Below are 17,902 nucleotides of genomic sequence, written 5' to 3'. Positions count from 1 at the left end.
GCCAGTGCCGGGCCCTTTGCGCTAGTGTGCCAGCCAGCTGCGCAGCTGGCTATTGGCGCACGACCAGGTAGAGCCCGGCCGCAAGCATCAGCCAGGCCGGCCAGGCGGCCGGGGCGCTGAGGCTGGCGGCGCCGGCCGCCAGCGTGGCGCCGCCTGCGAGCAGGCCGGCGCCCAGCAGGCGCAGGGCCCAGCGGTCGCCCTGGCGTCGCCGCTCGGGCATCTGCGGGTCGTGCAGGTGCGGTTGCGACAGGCGTTCGAGCAGGTCGCGGGTCATGTCGGCCAGGTGCGGCAGTTGTTCCACCTGGCTCTGCAGGTTGCCGAATACCGCCTTGGGGCTCATGCGCTCGCGCATCCACCGCTCCAGGTACGGCTTGGCTGTGCTCCACAGGTCCAGGTCAGGGTACAGCTGGCGGCCCAAGCCTTCGATATTGAGCAGGGTCTTCTGCAGCAGCACCAGCTGCGGCTGGACTTCCATGTTGAAGCGCCGGGCGGTCTGGAACAGGCGCATCAGCACCTGGCCGAAGGAGATGTCCTTGAGCGGCTTTTCGAAAATCGGCTCGCACACCGTGCGGATCGCCGCTTCGAACTCATTGACTTTGGTCTGGGCGGGCACCCAGCCAGAGTCGATGTGCAACTGGGCGACACGGCGATAGTCACGCTTGAAGAACGCAATCAGGTTGCGCGCCAGGTAGTCCTGGTCTTCGCCGGTGAGGCTGCCGACGATGCCGCAGTCGATGGCGATGTATTGCGGGCTCCACGGCTTGACCGTGCTGACGAAGATGTTGCCCGGGTGCATGTCGGCGTGGAAGAAGCTGTCGCGGAACACCTGGGTGAAGAAGATCTCCACGCCGCGCTCGGCCAGCAGCTTCATGTCGGTGCGCTGGTCGGCCAGGGTGGCCAGGTCGGTGACCGGCACGCCATAGATACGCTCCATCACCAGCACCTTGGGGCGGCACCAGTCCCAGTACACCTGGGGCACGTACATCAGCTCCGAGCCTTCGAAGTTGCGGCGCAGCTGGCTGGCGTTGGCCGCCTCGCGCAGCAGGTCGAGCTCGTCGTAGATGGTCTTCTCGTAGTCGCTGACCACCTCGACCGGGTGCAGGCGGCGCGCGTCGGCGGACACCCGCTCGGCGCCCTTGGCGATCAGGAACAGCCAGGCCAGGTCCTGGGCGATCACCGGCTTGAGGCCCGGGCGCACGACCTTGACCACGACTTCCTCGCCGCTCTTGAGGCGCGCGGCATGGACCTGGGCCACCGAGGCCGAAGCCAGCGGTTCGACGTCGAAACGGCTGAACACCTCGCCGACCTTGGCGCCAAGCTGCTCTTCGATCAGTTCCACAGCCTTCTTCGGGTCGAAGGGCGGCACCCGGTCCTGCAGCAGCATCAGCTCATCGGCGATGTCGGCGGGCAGCAGGTCGCGGCGGGTGGACAGCAGTTGGCCGAACTTGATGAAGATCGGCCCCAGGTCCTGCAGGGCCATGCGCAGTCGCGCGCCCCGGCTGAGCGCGGACGGCTTGCGCGGCAGCCAGCGCCAGGGCAGCAGCAGGCGCAGGCTCATCAGCCACCAGGGCAGGGGAAGGTCGAACAGCAGGTCATCGAGGCGGTAGCGGATCACGACGCGCTGGATGCGCAACAGACGGCGGACGGCGAGCAGCTTCATGCGTTATCGCTGGTATCAAGGGATCGGGCGAGGCGACGGATGCGTGCCTCGAGGCGTTCAATGTCGACCTTCAGGGCATCGAGCTCGCTGAAAGCCGCTTCGGCTTCGCGCCGGCCGACCAGGGTGCGGGATTCTTCGGCCAGGTATTCGGAGAGGTTCTGGCTGAAGCGTGACAGGCCCTGGCGGGTCCAGCGGGCGCGCAGGCGGATATGCCCGGCGACCAGGGCAGTGGCCACGGGGCCCAGCCAGCGCGACAGCTCGTACTCCCAGTCCAGCTCCAGGTCCTGGAGCACGCCGACCAGGTCGAGCAGCACGGCGCTGTCACCGTGCAGCTCGACCTGCGGGCTGTGCAGCACGGCGGTCTTGTCCTTGGCCAAGGCCAGTTGCGCCAGGCTGCCGGCTGGGGCGCGCAGGGTGCAATCGACCTCGCCCTCCCAGTGGGCGGCGAGCATCAGGCCTTCGTCGTCTGGCAGGATGAACAGCTGCAGGGCCGGTTGCAGGCAGTCGATCTCGACCACCTTGCCCTCGAGCGCGGCCAGGCGCGGCAGGGCCGTGCTGTCCATGCGCAGCACGCGGTTGAGCCCGTGCTCGACGCTGGCGAGCAGCCCGGCCAGGAGCATCAGGGCTTGATCCCCCGGTGCACGGCGACGATGCCGCTGGTCATGTTGTGGTAGGTGACGCGGTCGAAGCCGGCGTCGACCATCATGGCCTTGAGGGTTTCCTGGTCCGGGTGCATGCGGATCGATTCGGCCAGGTAGCGGTAGCTTTCCGAGTCGTTGGTGATCAGCTTGCCGGCCAGGGGCATGAAGGCGAACGAGTAGGCGTCGTAGGCCTTGGACATGAATTTATTGGTCGGCTTGGAGAACTCCAGCACCAGCAGGCGGCCACCGGGCTTGAGCACGCGCAGCATGGAGCGGATGGCGTCTTCCTTGTGGGTGACGTTGCGCAGGCCGAAGGCGATGGTCACGCAGTCGAAGTGGTTGTCCGGGAACGGCAGCTTCTCGGCGTCGGCCTGGACGAACTCGATGTTGCCGGCCACACCACGGTCGAGCAGGCGGTCGCGACCGACCTTGAGCATCGACTCGTTGATGTCGGCCAGCACCACCTGGCCGGTAGGGCCGACCAGGCGCGAGAACTTGGCGGCCAGGTCGCCCGTGCCGCCGGCGATATCCAGCACCCGGTTGCCGCTGCGCACGCCGGACAGCTCGATGGTGAAGCGCTTCCACAACCGGTGCATGCCACCGGAGAGGACGTCGTTCATCAGGTCGTACTTGGCGGCTACGGAGTGGAACACCTCGGCGACTTTCTTCGCCTTCTGGCTCTCGGGTACGTTCTGGTAGCCGAAATGGGTGGTGGGTTCGGCGTGGTCGCCTTTGCGCTGGTCGTTCATATCGCTTCACCGGAAAAAATTACCGCCATTCTAGGGGCATCGGGCCAATTTGTCTTGGCGGGGTGCTCCGTTGGATGGGCACGGGCATAATGCGTTCATTGTGTTGATATCCAGGATTACCCGCATGACCCAGATCAGCGTTGAACGCAAGCACTCTCTCGGCCGTGAAGCCGCGCGCGCCAAGGCCGAGGCGCTGGTGGAGCGCCTGACCCGCGAATACGACCTCAAGGCCAACTGGCAGGGCGACCGCGTCGATGTGGCGCGCAGCGGCGCCAACGGCTGCGTGCATATCGGCGAGGACACCATCCGTGTGGAGCTCAAGCTCGGCATGATGCTGTCGATGATGAGCGGCACCATCAAGGGTGAGATCGAGCGGGCGCTGGACAAGGCACTGGCCTGATCGTCGACTGCCGGCCGAAACAGGGCCGCTATGCGCCCCATCGCCGGGGCAGGCAACTCAAGACAGTCGCTCCCACCACTGCCACCGCGTGGTGTGGAGCGGTCCTTGCTGCATCCCGCGGGACACCCTGTAGCCTCAGCCTTCCTTGTTGCTTAGGGTGAGCATTCTAATTTTTCGCCCTACCTTATGCTCGAGCCCGCATTCAATGGGCACATGTCCCTTCATGAGCATGAGGTGCCGAACATGGCCAACGTGAACGTTAGGAAAAAGGACGATGCCCCGGGCAGCACCCTGGGTGAGGTGCGCGGCTATGCGCGCAGGATCTGGCTGGCAGGCCTGGGTGCCTATGCCCGCGTTGGCCAGGAAGGTTCGGATTACTTCAAGGAGCTGGTCAAGGCCGGCGAAAGCATCGAGAAACGTGGCAAGAAACGCCTGGGTCAACAACTCGATGCGGCCAACCACTCGATCGACGAAGCGACCCTTGAAGCAAGCCGCGTACGCGGCAGGGTCGAAGTTCAACTGGACAAGATCGAAAAAGCTTTCGATGCACGGGTCGCCCGCGCCTTGAATCGCTTCGGCATTGCGTCTAAACATGACGTTGAGGCGCTGTCCATCAAACTCGAACAGCTGACCGAGTTGCTCGAGCGTGTCGCGCGCAAACCATAAGGAGAGCAGGATGGCTGGCAAGAAGAACACCGAGAAAGAAGGCGGCTCGTGGGTCGGCGGTATCGAAAAGTACTCGCGCAAGATCTGGCTGGCTGGCCTGGGCATCTATTCCAAGATCGACCAGGACGGCCCCAAGCTGTTCGATTCGTTGGTCAAGGACGGCGAGAAGGCTGAAAGGCAGGCGAAGAAAAGCGCAGGCTCGGCTGCCGACACCGCCAAGTCCGCGACGTCCTCGCGGGTGTCGGATGTGAAGGAGCGCGCGCTGGGCAAATGGAGCGAGCTGGAGGAGGCTTTCGACAAGCGTCTGAACAGCGCCATTTCGCGCCTGGGCGTGCCGAGCCGCAACGAGATCAAGGCCCTGCACCAGCAAGTCGATAGCCTGACCAAGCAGATCGAGAAACTGACCGGCGCTTCGGTGGCCCCGGTTTCGAAGGCTGCAGCCAGCAAGACGACCGCCAAGCCCCTGGCCAAGGCGGCAGCCAAGCCGGCGGCTAAAACCGTCTCGGCAAAACCTGCTGCCAAGGCTGCGACAAAACCTGCGGCGAAGGCCGCTGCGGCAAAACCTGCAGCCAAGGCGGCTGCGGCCAAGCCAGCAGCTGCCAAGCCGGCGGCAAAGCCTGCGGCGAAAAAACCTGCAGTGAAGAAGGCGCCGGCAAAAGCGGCAGTCACGAAGGCTGCAGCGGCAGTCAATGCAGCACCGGCAGCGGCACCGGCCAGCAACGTCCCGGCGGCAGCGGCCACTCCGGCTTCCCAGGCCTGACTGCGTCGCCTATATCGCGGGACAAGCCCGCTCCCACAGGTTCAGCGCAAACCTCCCGGAGGGCGTTGCATCTGTGGGAGCGGGCTTGTCCCGCGATTGAGCCCGCGCAGGCGGTCCTACCCTTCCAGGTATTTCCCCGCCAGTTGCTCCGCCGCTTCCCGCGCCGGCTCCACCAAGTGTGGCGCCACAAGCATCATCACCTGGTACACCACCACTCCCACATCCCCCTGGCGCCCCAGCACGCGCTGATAATCCAGCGAGAACATCAACGTCAGGGTGATCTGCTCCACCAGTTGCCCCAGCGCCTGTGTCTCACTGGTCACCTGCCCATGTGCCTTCAGGCTGGCCAGCAGGGCGGCGAGGGTGCGTTTGAGGGCATTGATCAGGCTGCGCATGTTCCGGGCCAGTTTCGGCAGCCGCCCGGTCAGGTTGGAGAGGTCCTGGAACAGGAACCGGTAGTGAGCCATCTGCTCGACGATCAGGTGCAGGAACAGCCAGTAGTCCTCGGCCCCCAGGCGCACCCCGATGGGGGGATCGAGCAGCGGCAGGAGCCCTTCCTCGAAGCGTTCGAACAAGCCCAGCACCAACGGCTCCTTGCCGTGGAAGTGGTAGTACAGGTTGCCTGGGCTGATCCCCAGTTCGTTGGCGATTTCCAACGTCGAGACGTTCGGCTCACCCTGTTGGTTGAACAACTGCAGGGCGCATTCGAGGATCCGGTCGCGGGTCTTCATCCGCTCAACGTGTCCGTACGTAGCTGCCCGGTGCCGGGCCCAGCGGTGGGTAGGTGGCGTTGCCCAGCTCGCTGCGCGGCGCCTTCAGCCGGCCGGAGCGCTGGGCGATCCAGGCCTGCCATTGCGGCCACCAGCTGCCTTCGTGGCGCGTGGCATCGTGCACCCAGGCGCGTGGGTCGCTGGAAAGCGTCGGGTTTTCCAGGAAGAAGGCCTTGGGGTTGCCGGGCGGGTTGATGATGCTCTGGATATGGCCGCTGTTGGCCAGCACGAAGCGGCGATCGCCTCCGAGCAGCAGGGCCGAGCGATAGACGGCGTCCCACGGGGTGATGTGGTCGTTGCTGCCAGCGACGGTGAAACTGTCGAGGTCGACCTGGCCCAGGTCGATAGGCGTGCCGCACACGTGCAGCCCTTGCGGTTGGGTCAGCGGGTTGAGCTTGAAGAAGTCCAGCAGCTCGCCGTGAAAGGCAGCGGGCAGGCGGGTGTTGTCGGCGTTCCAGTAGAGGATGTCGAACGCCGGGGGCGTGCGGCCAAGCAGGTAGTTGTTAACCCAGTAGTTCCAGATCAGGTCGTTGGGCCGCATCCAGGCGAAGATTCGCGCCACCTCGCCGCCGTCCAGCACGCCACGCTGGTAGGAGCGCCGTTTGGAGGCCTCGATGGTCTGTTCGTCGGCGAACAGGCTGGCGGGGCTGTCGAACTGGCTGTCCAGCAGGCTCACCAGGTAGGTGGCGCTGCGCACCCGGCGCAGCTGACGCTTGGCCTGCAGGTGGCCCAGCAATGCGGCCATGGTCAACCCGCCGGCACAGGCGCCCATCAGGTTCGGGTCGCGGCTGCCGGTGATGCTGCGGCATGCCGCGAGCGCCTCCTCCAGCGCCTGGACATAGCTGGACAGGCCCCACTCGCGATGACGCGGGTCCGGGTTGCGCCAGCTGACCATGAACACCTGCAGGCCACTCTTGAGCATGTACTGGACGAAGCTGTTGGTCGGTCCCAGGTCGAAGATATAGAACTTGTTGATCTGGGGCGGGATGATCAGCAGCGGCCGGGCGTACTGTTTCTCGCTCATCGGCCGGTACTGGATAAGCTCGAGCAATTCGTTGCGAAACACCACCGCGCCGGGTGTGGTCGCCAGGTTGACGCCAACCTCGAAGGCGCGTTCATCCACCTGGCGTGGCAGGCCATCGTTGTGGCGCAGGTCGTCGACCAGGTGGGCCAGGCCGCGCACCAAGCTCTGCCCGCCGGTATTGAACAGTTCCTTGACCGCCAACGGGTTGAGCAACGAATTGCTCGGTGCCAAGGCATCGTTGAGCAGGTTGAACAGGAAGTGCACCCGGGCGCGCTCGTCGTCGTCCAGCGAGCTTTCCTCGATCCATTGGCGGGTCTGCTTCTGCCAGGCGAGGTAGGCTTGCAGGCCACGGCGGTAGAACGGGTTCTGGCTCCAGGTCGGGTCGCTGAAGCGGTTGTCGCGCGGGTGTGGCTGGTGCGGCGTTTCGCCGAGCATCACTCGCCCCAGCTGGCTGCCCAGGGCCAGCAGGTGGTGTGCGGTGTGCAACGGGTTGCCCAGGCTCAGGCGGCCGACGTTGCGCAGCGTGGAGAACAGGTCACGACCGCGCAGTCCGGTGATCGCGTTCTGTACATTGATGCTCGCAGCGGGGACCGGTCTCGTCCCTTTTGCCGGTTTGTCTTTCATCCCTCACTCCGTCGTCAGCGATCATCCGGGTTCGTGTGTCATGGGTTGTCAGCCTCCGGGGCGGGGGTGCATCACCGCGCGTTGGCGTTCCTGCTGGAGGAATTTCATGATGATCGGCGCGACCGCCTCGGCCCGGGTGATCAGGAACAGGTGCCCGTCGTCGATAATGTGTAGCTGGGCATTTGGAATTCGCCAGGCCAGCAGGCGCATGTTGATCAGCGGGATCAACGGGTCGTCGTCGCCGGCCAGCACCAGGGTCGGCTGGTGGAGCTTGTGCAGCCAGTGGATGCTGGTCCAGCCCAGGCCCGCGAACAGTTGCCAGTAGTAGCCGGTCTTGCCGCTGGAGCGCACTTTGGCAGCATGATGCAGGGCCAGCTCGGGGTCGCGACGGAAACCGCCGCCGTAGACTTGCGCCGCGATGTACTGCACATAGGAGGGCTGTACATAGCGTCGGGGGCTGGCCATCGCCCACAGCACCTTGGGCTTGCCGGGCACCATGAAGGCACCGGCAGCGGTGGCGGCGAGGATCAGCTTCTTGCAGCGCTCGGGGTAGTCATGGGCGAATTGCTGGGCCAGGCCCCCGCCCCAGGAAACCCCGATGACATTGACCTGGCCGTAGTCCAGATAGTCGAGCATGCGTGCGGTGAGCTTGGCCAGGCCGGGGAAACGATACGGACGGCTGGGCGTGGAAGAGCCCCCGACACCGGGCACATCGAAGGCGATGACTTCGATGTCCGGGTCCAGCGCCTCGATGAGCGGGAAGATCAGCTCCATGTTGGCGCCGATGCCGTTGAAGATCAGCAGCGGCGTCAGCTCTGACTTGCCTGGGCGGACCGCGGTACGGATGGACTGGTTGTCCAACTCCACGGTCCTGAAAATGTACGGTTGCGCCATGCACGAAACTCTAGGTGGATAAGTCGCTCTGTCATCGTATCAAATGGCCATGATCGCGGTGGCCTATCGTTCGTGCACATAAGTGCCCGGTGCTGACTCGCCAGCGCTATAAGTGCGATTACCCAGGCGTGCGGGGGCTTTCTTCAGGTCGCCCGCGCGCTCGCTCAGCCAGGTTTGCCAGTGCAGCCACCAGGAATCGGCGTGCTTGACCGCGTTGTCCTGCCAGGCCAGCGGATCGTCCGGACGGTCCTCGCCGGTCATGAAGCGTGCCTTGGGGTTACCGGGCGGGTTGAGGATGCTCTGGATATGCCCGCTGTTGGACAGCACGAACTCGATCTTGCCGCCGAACAGGTGGGCCGAGCGATAGCAGGACTGCCACGGCGTGATGTGGTCGGCGGTGCCGGCGACGCTGTAGATATCGCACTGGACCTTCTTCAGGTCGATTGACGTGCCGCACACTTCCAGGGCGTCGGCGCGGGTCAGGGGGTTGTTCTTGAACATCTCGATCAGGTCGCCGTGGAAGGCGGCCGGCAGGCGCGTGGTGTCGTTGTTCCAGAACAGGATGTCGAACACCGGCGGCTCGTTGCCGAGCAGGTAGTTGTTGACCCAGTAGTTCCAGATCAGGTCGTTGGGGCGCATCCAGGCGAACACCTTGGCCATGTCGCTGCCCTCGAGCACACCGGCCTGGTAGGAGTGGCGCTTGGCGGCCTCGAGGGTCTGTTCGTCGACGAACAGCGCGACCTGGTTGTCCAAGGTGGTATCGAGCACGCTGACCAGCAGGGTCAGGGCATTGACCTTGTTCTCGCCGAGTGCAGCGTAATGGCCGACCAGGGCGGTGCAGGTGATGCCCCCCGAGCAGGCACCCAGCATGTTCAGGTCCGTGCTGCCGGTGATCGCCAGCACGGCGTCCACCGCTTCCTTGAGTGCGTCGATATAGGTCGACAGGCCCCATTCGCGCTGGGCCTTGGTCGGGTTGCGCCAACTGATGATGAAGGTCTGCTGACTGGAGCGCAGGCAGAAGCGTGCCAGGCTCTTCTCCGGGCTGAGATCGAAGACGTAGAACTTGTTGATCTGCGGCGGCACGATCAGCAGCGGGCGGGCATGCACCTGCTCGGTGATGGGGCTGTACTGGATCAATTCCAGCACATCGTTGCGATACACCACCACCCCTTCACTGGTGGCCAGGTTCTTGCCCACCTCGAAGGCATCCATGTTCACCTGGCTGGGCATGCCGCCGTTGTTGACCATGTCCTTGGCCAGGTTGGACAGGCCGTCGAGCAGGCTCTTGCCGCCAGTTTCAAAGAAGCGCTTGACCGCTGCCGGGTTGGCCAGGGTATTGGTGGGCGCCATCGCCTCGGTCATCAGGTTGATGACGAACTGCCCGCGGCTGACATCCTGGGGCGACAGGTCGCTGTTGCCGATCCACTCGTGCAGCTCCTTGCGCCAGGCGAGGTAGGTCTGCAGGTAGCGGCGGTACAGCGGGTTGTGGCTCCAGGCGGGGTCGCTGAAGCGGCGGTCGTCGCTGCCGGGCTGCAGGTTGGACTTGCCCAGCAGCACGTTCTTGAGTTCCAGGCCGAAATGCGCCACGTGCTTGGCGCTGTGCAATGGCTGGCGAACCGCTTGGCGCAATACGGTGCGCGCCGAACTCAGCAGGTCCTTGCGGCGAATGCCGATGACCGGGTTCAGGCCCAGGGTGTTGGCCGAGGCCTGCCGCTGCAACTCATCGTTGTGCTTACTCATCTACGACGCTCCGTTGTCCTGAGACGAGTACCGGTTGGCTGTGGCGGGTACACAGACGACTGCCCGGTACTGCTGCTCGGGTGACCCAGTGATAAGAAACAGCGGTTGCGGGCCGGATGCGTGTGGCGACGAGCGGCGGGTTTTCCTGCGGGTGAAGACAGCCTGCTTTCGCTCGCGACCTCTACATGCCGGCCCGGCCCTGATCGCACGATGGACGATGCAGGGAACTTGCCAGCTCCATTGGTTACCCGACTTTCATGTAATGCGCAAGACAGCCTGTGATCGGCAGGTGCAAGGGCATTCAAGCAGATGACTTTAGAAAATGCGCTCTAAATCCCGCAGGCCCTGCGCTAGAGCATCAGCTTGACCACGGTCTCCGACGGGTCGCGGGATTTGCCGGCCTTGTGCAGGTCATCGAGATACTCGGCCCACAGTGCCTCCTGGCGCAGGCACAGCTGCTCGAGGTATTCCCAGGTGAACAGGCCGCTGTCATGGCCGTCGTCGAAGGTCAGTTTCAGTGCATATTGGCCGGCAGGCTCGAGGCCGACGAGGCCGACGTTGATCTTGCCGAATTGCAGGATAGGGTTGCCGTGGCCCTGGACTTCGGCGGAAGGGGAGTGCACCCGCAGGAATTCGGCGGGCAGGTGGTAGACCTCGTTCGGCCCATAGGTGAGGGTGAGGGTCTTGGAGGCTTTGTGCAGGTTGATGGCGGTGGGGAGGCGGGCCATGGGCTGGATCTCTCGTGAGCTGATGATGCAAGCTTCGGGAGAATCCGGCCAATGTGCAAGGGGGCTGCTGCGCAGCCCATCCGCTCCTACAGCAATGCGCGTGCCCAGGTAGGAGCGGCCTTGCGCCGCGAAAGGGCCGCGCAGCGGCCCCGTGCGGGCTTACAGGATGTAGCGCGACAGGTCTTCGTTCTGCGCCAGCTCGCCCAGGTGGCTGTTCACGTACGCGGCGTCGATCTTAATCGGCGCTTCGTCGTGGGCACTGGCCAGGTCGCCGGCACTGAACGACACCTCTTCGAGCAGGCGCTCGAGCAGGGTGTGCAGGCGACGGGCACCGATGTTCTCGGTCTTCTCGTTGACCTGGTAGGCGATCTCGGCCAGGCGCTTGATGCCCTCGGCGGCGAATTCGATGTTCAGGCCTTCGGTCTTGAGCAGCTCACGGTACTGTTCGGTCAGCGAAGCATGCGGCTCCTGCAGGATGCGCTCGAAGTCTTCCGGGGTCAGGGCCTTGAGCTCGACGCGGATCGGCAGGCGGCCCTGCAGCTCGGGCACCAGGTCGCTCGGCTTGCTCAGGTGGAACGCGCCGGAGGCGATGAACAGGATGTGGTCGGTCTTGACCATACCCAGCTTGGTGTTGACGGTGCAGCCCTCGATCAGCGGCAGCAGGTCGCGCTGCACGCCTTCGCGGGACACATCGGCACCGCCGACGTTGCCGCGCTTGGCCACCTTGTCGATCTCGTCGATGAACACGATGCCGTGCTGCTCGACCGCTTCCAGGGCCTTGGCCTTGAGTTCTTCCTCGTTGACCAGGCGGCTGGCTTCCTCGTCGCGGACCATCTTCAGCGCTTCCTTGACCTTGAGCTTGCGCGCCTTGCGCTTGCCCTTGCCCATGTTGGCGAACAGGCTCTGCAGCTGGTTGGTCATTTCTTCCATGCCGGGCGGCGCGGCGATCTCGACGCCCATGGACTCGGCCACTTCGATCTCGATTTCCTTGTCATCCAGCTGGCCTTCGCGCAGGCGCTTGCGGAACAGCTGGCGAGTGTTGGAATCGGTGCTCGACTGCGACGCCTCTTCAGAGAAGCTGCTGACCCGGGCCTGGGGCAGCAGGGCGTCGAGGATGCGGTCCTCGGCGGCATCTTCGGCGCGGTGGCGCACGCGGATGATTTCCTGCTCGCGCAGCATCTTCAGCGCGGCATCGGCCAGGTCGCGGATGATCGACTCGACGTCACGGCCGACATAGCCGACTTCGGTGAACTTGGTCGCTTCGACCTTGATGAACGGTGCGTTGGCCAGCTTGGCCAGGCGGCGGGCGATTTCGGTCTTGCCCACGCCGGTCGGGCCGATCATCAGGATGTTCTTGGGCGTGACTTCGGCACGCAGCTCGGCCGGCAGCTGCATGCGCCGCCAGCGGTTGCGCAGGGCGATGGCCACGGCGCGCTTGGCGTCGTCCTGGCCGATGATGTGGCGGTTGAGTTCGTGGACGATCTCGCGGGGGGTCATGGACATGATGAAAATGGTCCTCGGGCGGAATGAATCAGCGTGGAAAAGCCCCGCTCGCGGCGGGACGCCAGAACAACTGATTATTCGGCCAGGTCCTGCTCCTCGATGGTCAGGTTGTGGTTGGTGAACACGCAGATATCGCCGGCGATGTTCAGGGCGGTCTCGGCGATTTCGCGGGCCGAGAGGTCGGTCTTGTTCAGCAGGGCGCGGGCCGCGGCCTGGGCGTAGGCGCCGCCGGAACCCATGGCGATCAGGCCATCCTCGGGCTCGACCACGTCACCGTTGCCGGTGATGATCAGCGAGGCGTCCTTGTTGGCCACGGCGAGCATGGCTTCCAGGCGGCTCAGGGAACGGTCGGTACGCCATTCCTTGGCCAGTTCCACGGCGGCACGAATCAGGTGGCCCTGGTGTTTTTCCAGCTGACCTTCGAAGCGCTCGAACAGGGTGAAGGCGTCGGCGGTGGCACCGGCGAAGCCGGCGATGACCTGGCCGTGGTACAGGCGGCGGACTTTCTTCGCATTGCCTTTCATCACGGTGTTGCCGAGGGAAACCTGGCCGTCGCCGCCCATGACGACTTTGCCGTGGCGGCGGACTGAAACGATGGTAGTCAAGGGAAGAGTCTCCACGCAGCGGGGCGAAAATGCCTGTTGCAGACTCATATGGGGGTGGGGGGAAGGATTTCAACCGTGGGGGATGAATGGTTGCGCTGGGGCAGGACCATTGGCGTTGCGGCATTCGCGGGCAAGCCCGCTCCCACAGGGGTATCGAGGCCCCTGTGGGAGCGGGTTTACCCGCGAAAAGGGTGACGCGGTCTGTCAGGCCTCGTGGCAAACGTGCCCGTCGACCAAGGTATAACGCACCGCGCCTGGCAGGCAGTGGCCAATGAACGGGCAGTTCTCGCCACGCGAATACCATTGCTCGCCAGCGACCGTGGAGGCCTGTGGGTCGAACAGCACCAGGTCCGCCGCCGCACCGACCTTCAGCTCGCCCGCCGGCAGGCGCATGGCCTTGGCCGGGCCGTAGGTCAAGCGGGCCAGCAGGGTCGGCAGGTCGAGCAGGCCGTCCTGCACCAGGGTCATGGCCAGCGGCAGCAGCAGCTCGACGCTGCTGATGCCAGGCTCGGTGGCGCCGAACGGGGCCAGCTTGGCGTCGCGTTCATGGGGCTGGTGATGGCTGGAGATCGCCTGGATCACCCCGGCCTTCACCGCTTCGCGCAGGCCATCGCGGTCGGCGGCGGTGCGCAGCGGAGGCTGTACGTGGTAGAGACTGGAGAAGTCGCGCAGGGCCTCGTCCGTGAGGATCAGCTGGTACAGCGCCACGTCGGCGGTGACCGGCAGGCCCAGCTGCTGGGCCTGGGCGATCAGCCGCGCGCCACGGGCGCTGGTGATCTGGGTGAAGTGGGCACGTACGCCGGTCTGTTCGACCAGCAGCAGGTTGCGCGCCAGGGCCACGGTTTCCGCGGTTTCCGGGATGCCCGCCAGGCCGAGGAAACTGGCCATGGCACCTTCATGGGCCAGGCCGCCTTGGGCCAGGTCGCCGTCCTGGGAGTGGAACACCACCGTCAGGTCGAAGGTGGCGGCGTATTCCAAGGCGCGGACCAGGGTGCGGTTGTTGGGAATGTCCTTCAGGCCATTGCCGAACGCAACGCAGCCGGTGTCACGCAGGGCGACCAGCTCGGCCAGTTGCTCGCCTTCCAGGCCCTTGGTCAGCGCGCCGACCGGGTAGACCTTGCTGTTGCCGGCTTCACGGGCGCGGTCGAGGATCAGCTCGGCCACGGCCGAGGTATCGAGGATCGGGCGGGTCTGGGGCGGGCAGCACAGGCTGGTGACGCCGCCGGCCACCGCGGCGCGGGTCTCGCTGGCGATGTTGCCCTTGCGGCTGTAGCCCGGCTCGCGCAGGGCGACGTCGAGGTCCACCAGGCCGGGTGCTGCGACCAGGCCGTCGGCCTGCAGCGTGCGGCTGGCGCTGAAGCCTGCTGGTGCGGCGCCGATGGCGACGATGCGACCGCCGTCCAGGTGCAGGTCGGTGACTTGGTCCAGGCCGCTGCTGGGGTCGATGACCCGGGCGCCAAGAATACTGATGCTCACAGGGCGTTCTCCTGGTCGAGTTGACGTTGCGCGGCCTGGCCGCTCATGGCCATGGACAGCACCGCCATGCGCACGGCGATGCCGTAGGTGACCTGGTTGAGAATCACCGAATGGGCGCCGTCGGCCACCGCCGACTCGATTTCCACGCCGCGGTTGATCGGGCCCGGGTGCATGACGATGGCGTCGGGCTTGGCCCCGGCCAGGCGTGCCGTGGTCAGGCCGAACAGGCGGTAGAACTCGCCTTCGCTGGGCAGCAGGCCGCCAGCCATGCGCTCACGCTGCAGGCGCAGCATGATCACCACGTCGACGTCCTTCAGGCCCTGGGCCAGGTCGGTATAGACCTTCACGCCATATTGCTCGATACCTACCGGGATCAGGGTCTTCGGGCCGACCACGCGGATATCCGGGCAACCCAGCGCCTTGAGCGCGAGCATGTCGGAGCGGGCCACGCGCGAGTGCAGGATGTCACCGACGATGGCCACCGAGAGGTTCTCGAAGCTGCCCTTGTGGCGACGGATGGTCAGCATGTCGAGCATACCCTGGGTCGGGTGCGCATGGCGGCCGTCGCCGCCGTTGATCACCGCCACATCCGGGCAGACGTGCTCGGCGATGAAGTGTGCGGCGCCGGAGTCGGAATGGCGCACGACGAACATGTCGGCGGCCATGGCCTCCAGGTTGCGCAGGGTGTCGAACAGGGTCTCGCCCTTGCTGGTCGAGGAGGTCGACACGTTCAGGCTGATCACATCGGCCGACAGGCGCTGGGCGGCCAGTTCGAAGGTGGTGCGGGTGCGGGTCGAGTTCTCGAAGAACACGTTGCACACGGTCTTGCCGCGCAGCAACGGGACTTTTTTCACGGCCCGGGCACCGACTTCCAGGAAGGAGTCGGCGGTGTCGAGGATCTCGGTCAGCAGTTCGCGGGGCAAACCGTCGAGCGAGAGAAAGTGGCGCAGCTGGCCCTGGTCATTGAGCTGCAGCGGGCGCTTGGCGTCGAATGGCGTCATCGCGGGGGACTCTTAAAGGGCGGAAGCGGTGGCGAGGTCCTGGCGCTCGAGGGCGAGCGGTGCGGGTCCGGTCAATTTTACCCGTTCAGTGGGCGCCAGTTGCAAGGTGGCGCCGAGCACGTTGGGGCGGATCGGCAGTTCGCCGGCGTCCAGGTCCAGCAGGCAGACCAGGGTGACGCTGGCCGGGCGGCCATAGTCGAACAGTTCGTTGAGCGCGGCGCGGATGGTACGCCCGCTCATCAGCACGTCGTCCACCAGCACCAGGTGCTGGCCTTCGACCTCGAAGGGCAGTTCCGAAGGGCGCACCTGCGGATGCAGGCCGTTCTGGCTGAAGTCGTCGCGGTAGAAGGAGACGTCCAGGGTGCCCAGCGCGCTGCTGTCGCCCAGCGCCTGCTGCAAGGCCTGGGCTACCCACACACCGCCAGTGCGGATGCCGATGAAGCGTGGCTCGGTGATGGCACGGCGGGCCAGGTGGGCGCGAAGGTCGACGGCCATCTGCCGGATCAGGTCGGCGGGGTTGGGTAGGCTCATTGCGTGCTCCTCGGGAGGGGGCGCCGGGTGGGCCGGCGGCAAAGCGGATTTAAGTGTTGGCCTCCAGCCAGCCTTGCAGGAGCAGGGCGGCGGCGATGGCATCGACCGGGTTGTCGCGGTAGCTGCCGTGGCGCATGCCGCGGGCCATCTGCTCGCCCTTGGCTTCGAAGGTGGTCAGGCGTTCGTCATGGGTGTGCACGGGCAGGTTGTAGCGGCCATGCAGGCGCCGGGCGAACTTTTCGGCGCGCTCGCTCATCTCGCTGGGCGTGCCGTCCATGTTCAGCGGCAGGCCGACGACGATGGCATCGGGCTTCCATTCCTTGATGAGTCTTTCCACCTGGGCCCAGTCCGGCACGCCGTTCTGGGCCTTGAGCGTGCACAGCTCGCGGGCCTGGCCGGTGATCACCTGGCCGACGGCCACGCCGATTTGTTTGCTGCCGTAGTCGAAGCCCAGCAGCAGGCGTAATTCGGCCATCAGGCGTGGCCCGCCTGGCTGGTCAGCAGGCTGAGGTTGATGCCCAGGCTCGCGGCGGCGGCCTCCAGGCGTTGGTCGCTGGCCAGGCCGAAGATGATCTCGGGGTCGAACGGGCAGTTGAGCCAGGCGTTGTCGGCAAGCTCGGCTTCCAGCTGGCCTGCCTCCCAGCCGGCGTAGCCCAGGGTGATCAGGCTCTGTTTCGGCCCTACGCCATCGGCGATGGCGAACAGCACGTCCTGGGAGGTGGAAAGCGACAGGCCCTGCAGCTCGACGGTGGCCTGGTAGCTGCATTCGCTGGTGTGCAATACGAAACCGCGATCGGTCTGCACCGGGCCACCTTGGTAGATCGGCACCTGCAGGGTGCTGGCCGGCGGCACCTCGTCCGGACGCAGCTGCTCCAGGATGTCCGCCAGGTTCAGCTCCTGAGGCCGATTGACCACCAGGCCCATGGCGCCATTGGCGTTGTGCTCGACGATATAGGTGAGGGTCTGGGCAAAGTTCGGGTCGGCCATGTGCGGCATGGCGATGAGGAACTGGTGCTTGAGGTAGCTCGGGCTGAGGGTTTTCATGGGTGATAGTGTGGCGTCAGGTGGCGAGGCTGACAAGGTGCCAGTGTGTTGCTGGGCGTTGTGCAGGTTGGTGGTTTGGGGGCGCCTGATGACGCGTGCGCCACCGCACACTCAAGCCCTACGGACCAACCATCATTCAATTACTGGACAGGCGGTCACCGCGGGCAAAGCGCCAGGTGCGGATGATCTCCAGCCGGTCGAACTCGGCCAGGTCGCCGGTGAACGGTGCGAACGGTGCCGACAGGCGGACGATGCGCTGGGCTGCCTGGTCGAGCACCGGCTGGCCGGAGGACTCCAGCACCAGCACCTCGTACAACGAACCGTCGCGGTTGATCGACACCATCATCCGCAGGCTGCCGTAGATTTGTTGGCGACGCGCCTGCTCGGGGTAGTTGAGATTGCCGACCCGCTCGACCTTCTTGCGCCACTCTTCCTTGTACCAGGCGCCCTTGTCGCGCATGGTCGAGGCAGCGTTGAGGCGGTGGATGCGCGGGCGCTTGGCGTACAGCTGCTGTTCGTTGGAAAGCTCCGCCTCGAGGCTGGCGATCTGGCTGGACAATTGCGAGCTGTCGAAGTCCGGCACCGCCTGGGGCTTGGGCTGTGGTTTGCTTTCCTTGGGCTTGGGCTCGACCTTCTGCGGCTTGGGCGCCTTGGTGGCCACGGCGGACTTCTGCGGGGCCGGCGGGCTTTCCCGCTTAGCGGCCGGGGGCGGGGTGACCTTGTTGATTTTGCTGTCCTGGAACGGCGCGACCTCGGTGGTCTTGGGCACCGCCTTCTTCTCCAGGGTGCCGCTGCCCTGCTGGTTGTCCTGGGCCTGGAAGTCGGCCTTCTCGGGCGGTTTCTCGCTCTTGAAGGTCGCCAGGGTGATTTCCATGCTGCGGCGGATTTCGCTGGGCTTGGCGATGGTGAAGCTCACGCCCAGGATCAGCGCCAGGTGCACCAGGGCAGCCAGGAACAGGGTGAAGCCGAGCCGGTCCGCAGGGCGGACGCGGGGAGGCAGCAGGTCGGCGGGGATGTCGGCAGGCAGCGTCATCAGGTATCCAGCAACCGCAAAGCGGGGTGGCGGCTCAATCGAAAAGGACTGGC

General features: G+C 65.4%; 19 protein-coding genes. 3 read left to right on the top strand and 16 right to left on the bottom strand.

Annotated elements, in window-relative coordinates:
• Window positions 1-49: 49 nt before the first annotated feature.
• Genes ubiB through ubiE form a run of 3 tightly spaced genes read right to left on the bottom strand, consistent with a single transcriptional unit; the run spans window position 50 to window position 3,050 of the window.
• The gene (gene ubiB, locus K8374_RS21905; RefSeq protein ID WP_224457180.1) at window positions 50-1,660 is read right to left on the bottom strand and encodes a ubiquinone biosynthesis regulatory protein kinase UbiB; all 1,611 of its coding nucleotides are present in this window, start codon (window positions 1,658-1,660) and stop codon (window positions 50-52) included.
• Window positions 1,657-2,280: an SCP2 domain-containing protein gene (locus tag K8374_RS21900; protein WP_224457179.1), complete on the bottom strand. Its 624-nt coding sequence runs from the start codon at window positions 2,278-2,280 to the stop codon at window positions 1,657-1,659. The genes ubiB and K8374_RS21900 overlap by 4 nt, the downstream gene beginning before the upstream one ends.
• Window positions 2,280-3,050, bottom strand: coding sequence for a bifunctional demethylmenaquinone methyltransferase/2-methoxy-6-polyprenyl-1,4-benzoquinol methylase UbiE (gene ubiE, locus K8374_RS21895; RefSeq protein ID WP_084853987.1), 771 nt, complete (start codon window positions 3,048-3,050; stop codon window positions 2,280-2,282). Before ubiE ends, K8374_RS21900 begins: the two co-directional genes overlap by 1 nt.
• 124 nt (window positions 3,051-3,174) lie before the next feature.
• Between ubiE and K8374_RS21890 the strand changes: the two genes are divergently transcribed.
• The 3 genes from K8374_RS21890 to K8374_RS21880 all read left to right on the top strand — a co-directional run bounded on the left by K8374_RS21890 (window position 3,175) and on the right by K8374_RS21880 (window position 4,876).
• The gene (locus K8374_RS21890; protein ID WP_224457178.1) at window positions 3,175-3,450 is read left to right on the top strand and encodes a polyhydroxyalkanoic acid system family protein; all 276 of its coding nucleotides are present in this window, start codon (window positions 3,175-3,177) and stop codon (window positions 3,448-3,450) included.
• Window positions 3,451-3,693: 243 nt separating this feature from the next.
• A complete protein-coding gene (locus K8374_RS21885) occupies window positions 3,694-4,116 on the top strand; it encodes a phasin family protein (RefSeq protein ID WP_224457177.1) in 423 nt (140 codons plus the stop codon).
• Window positions 4,117-4,126: 10 nt separating this feature from the next.
• Window positions 4,127-4,876, top strand: coding sequence for a phasin family protein (locus K8374_RS21880; protein WP_224457176.1), 750 nt, complete (start codon window positions 4,127-4,129; stop codon window positions 4,874-4,876).
• 116 nt (window positions 4,877-4,992) lie between these two features.
• Here K8374_RS21880 and K8374_RS21875 read toward each other — a convergent pair whose 3' ends face one another.
• The 13 genes from K8374_RS21875 to K8374_RS21815 form a co-directional block, all read right to left on the bottom strand.
• On the bottom strand, window positions 4,993-5,607 hold the full coding sequence (locus K8374_RS21875) for a TetR/AcrR family transcriptional regulator (protein ID WP_224457175.1): 615 nt from the start codon (window positions 5,605-5,607) through the stop codon (window positions 4,993-4,995).
• Between the two features lie 4 nt (window positions 5,608-5,611).
• Window positions 5,612-7,294, bottom strand: a complete 1,683-nt coding sequence (gene phaC / locus K8374_RS21870) for a class II poly(R)-hydroxyalkanoic acid synthase (protein ID WP_224457174.1) — start codon at window positions 7,292-7,294, stop codon at window positions 5,612-5,614.
• A gap of 48 nt (window positions 7,295-7,342) precedes the next feature.
• Window positions 7,343-8,188 (bottom strand): poly(3-hydroxyalkanoate) depolymerase, encoded by an 846-nt coding sequence (gene phaZ, locus K8374_RS21865; RefSeq protein ID WP_224457173.1) that lies wholly within the window; start codon window positions 8,186-8,188, stop codon window positions 7,343-7,345.
• A gap of 63 nt (window positions 8,189-8,251) precedes the next feature.
• A complete protein-coding gene (phaC, locus tag K8374_RS21860; RefSeq protein ID WP_224457172.1) occupies window positions 8,252-9,928 on the bottom strand; it encodes a class II poly(R)-hydroxyalkanoic acid synthase in 1,677 nt (558 codons plus the stop codon).
• Window positions 9,929-10,278: 350 nt separating this feature from the next.
• Complete coding sequence (locus K8374_RS21855) at window positions 10,279-10,656, bottom strand: gamma-butyrobetaine hydroxylase-like domain-containing protein (RefSeq protein ID WP_224457171.1); 378 nt, start codon at window positions 10,654-10,656, stop codon at window positions 10,279-10,281.
• 159 nt (window positions 10,657-10,815) lie between these two features.
• Window positions 10,816-12,159, bottom strand: a complete 1,344-nt coding sequence (gene hslU / locus K8374_RS21850; protein ID WP_084854003.1) for an ATP-dependent protease ATPase subunit HslU — start codon at window positions 12,157-12,159, stop codon at window positions 10,816-10,818.
• 74 nt (window positions 12,160-12,233) lie between these two features.
• Entirely contained in the window at window positions 12,234-12,764 is a 531-nt protein-coding gene (gene hslV, locus K8374_RS21845; protein WP_043207181.1) for an ATP-dependent protease subunit HslV, read from the bottom strand.
• A gap of 204 nt (window positions 12,765-12,968) precedes the next feature.
• Window positions 12,969-14,240 carry a dihydroorotase gene (locus K8374_RS21840; RefSeq protein ID WP_224457170.1) on the bottom strand — a complete coding sequence of 424 codons (1,272 nt, stop codon included), beginning with the start codon at window positions 14,238-14,240 and terminating at the stop codon, window positions 12,969-12,971.
• Window positions 14,237-15,241 carry an aspartate carbamoyltransferase catalytic subunit gene (locus tag K8374_RS21835; RefSeq protein ID WP_224457169.1) on the bottom strand — a complete coding sequence of 335 codons (1,005 nt, stop codon included), beginning with the start codon at window positions 15,239-15,241 and terminating at the stop codon, window positions 14,237-14,239. The genes K8374_RS21840 and K8374_RS21835 overlap by 4 nt, the downstream gene beginning before the upstream one ends.
• Window positions 15,242-15,253: 12 nt before the next feature.
• On the bottom strand, window positions 15,254-15,772 hold the full coding sequence (gene pyrR, locus K8374_RS21830; protein ID WP_084854009.1) for a bifunctional pyr operon transcriptional regulator/uracil phosphoribosyltransferase PyrR: 519 nt from the start codon (window positions 15,770-15,772) through the stop codon (window positions 15,254-15,256).
• A 49-nt stretch (window positions 15,773-15,821) separates the two neighbouring features.
• Complete coding sequence (gene ruvX / locus K8374_RS21825; protein WP_084854011.1) at window positions 15,822-16,247, bottom strand: Holliday junction resolvase RuvX; 426 nt, start codon at window positions 16,245-16,247, stop codon at window positions 15,822-15,824.
• On the bottom strand, window positions 16,247-16,816 hold the full coding sequence (locus K8374_RS21820; protein ID WP_224457168.1) for a YqgE/AlgH family protein: 570 nt from the start codon (window positions 16,814-16,816) through the stop codon (window positions 16,247-16,249). Before K8374_RS21820 ends, ruvX begins: the two co-directional genes overlap by 1 nt.
• Before the next feature lie 136 nt (window positions 16,817-16,952).
• The gene (locus K8374_RS21815) at window positions 16,953-17,849 is read right to left on the bottom strand and encodes an energy transducer TonB (RefSeq protein ID WP_224457167.1); all 897 of its coding nucleotides are present in this window, start codon (window positions 17,847-17,849) and stop codon (window positions 16,953-16,955) included.
• Between the last annotated feature and the right edge of the window lie 53 nt (window positions 17,850-17,902).

It is taken from the genome of Pseudomonas sp. p1(2021b), assembly GCF_020151015.1.
Taxonomy (GTDB): Bacteria; Pseudomonadota; Gammaproteobacteria; order Pseudomonadales; family Pseudomonadaceae; genus Aquipseudomonas; species Aquipseudomonas putida_K.
The sequence above is the reverse complement of the archived record's forward strand: the minus strand, read 5'-3'. Positions and strand labels throughout refer to the sequence as shown.

Coding starts and splice junctions, on each gene's coding strand:
- ubiB (WP_224457180.1), bottom strand. CDS start 1,660: ATGAAGCTGCTCGCCGTCCGCCGTCTGTTGCGCATCCAGCGCGTCGTG.
- phaZ (WP_224457173.1), bottom strand. CDS start 8,188: ATGGCGCAACCGTACATTTTCAGGACCGTGGAGTTGGACAACCAGTCC.
- K8374_RS21900 (WP_224457179.1), bottom strand. CDS start 2,280: ATGCTCCTGGCCGGGCTGCTCGCCAGCGTCGAGCACGGGCTCAACCGC.
- pyrR (WP_084854009.1), bottom strand. CDS start 15,772: ATGAGCCTACCCAACCCCGCCGACCTGATCCGGCAGATGGCCGTCGAC.
- hslU (WP_084854003.1), bottom strand. CDS start 12,159: ATGTCCATGACCCCCCGCGAGATCGTCCACGAACTCAACCGCCACATC.
- K8374_RS21890 (WP_224457178.1), top strand. CDS start 3,175: ATGACCCAGATCAGCGTTGAACGCAAGCACTCTCTCGGCCGTGAAGCC.
- K8374_RS21815 (WP_224457167.1), bottom strand. CDS start 17,849: ATGACGCTGCCTGCCGACATCCCCGCCGACCTGCTGCCTCCCCGCGTC.
- K8374_RS21820 (WP_224457168.1), bottom strand. CDS start 16,816: ATGAAAACCCTCAGCCCGAGCTACCTCAAGCACCAGTTCCTCATCGCC.
- ubiE (WP_084853987.1), bottom strand. CDS start 3,050: ATGAACGACCAGCGCAAAGGCGACCACGCCGAACCCACCACCCATTTC.
- K8374_RS21835 (WP_224457169.1), bottom strand. CDS start 15,241: ATGACGCCATTCGACGCCAAGCGCCCGCTGCAGCTCAATGACCAGGGC.
- ruvX (WP_084854011.1), bottom strand. CDS start 16,247: ATGGCCGAATTACGCCTGCTGCTGGGCTTCGACTACGGCAGCAAACAA.
- K8374_RS21885 (WP_224457177.1), top strand. CDS start 3,694: ATGGCCAACGTGAACGTTAGGAAAAAGGACGATGCCCCGGGCAGCACC.
- K8374_RS21875 (WP_224457175.1), bottom strand. CDS start 5,607: ATGAAGACCCGCGACCGGATCCTCGAATGCGCCCTGCAGTTGTTCAAC.
- phaC (WP_224457174.1), bottom strand. CDS start 7,294: ATGAAAGACAAACCGGCAAAAGGGACGAGACCGGTCCCCGCTGCGAGC.
- K8374_RS21855 (WP_224457171.1), bottom strand. CDS start 10,656: ATGGCCCGCCTCCCCACCGCCATCAACCTGCACAAAGCCTCCAAGACC.
- K8374_RS21880 (WP_224457176.1), top strand. CDS start 4,127: ATGGCTGGCAAGAAGAACACCGAGAAAGAAGGCGGCTCGTGGGTCGGC.
- phaC (WP_224457172.1), bottom strand. CDS start 9,928: ATGAGTAAGCACAACGATGAGTTGCAGCGGCAGGCCTCGGCCAACACC.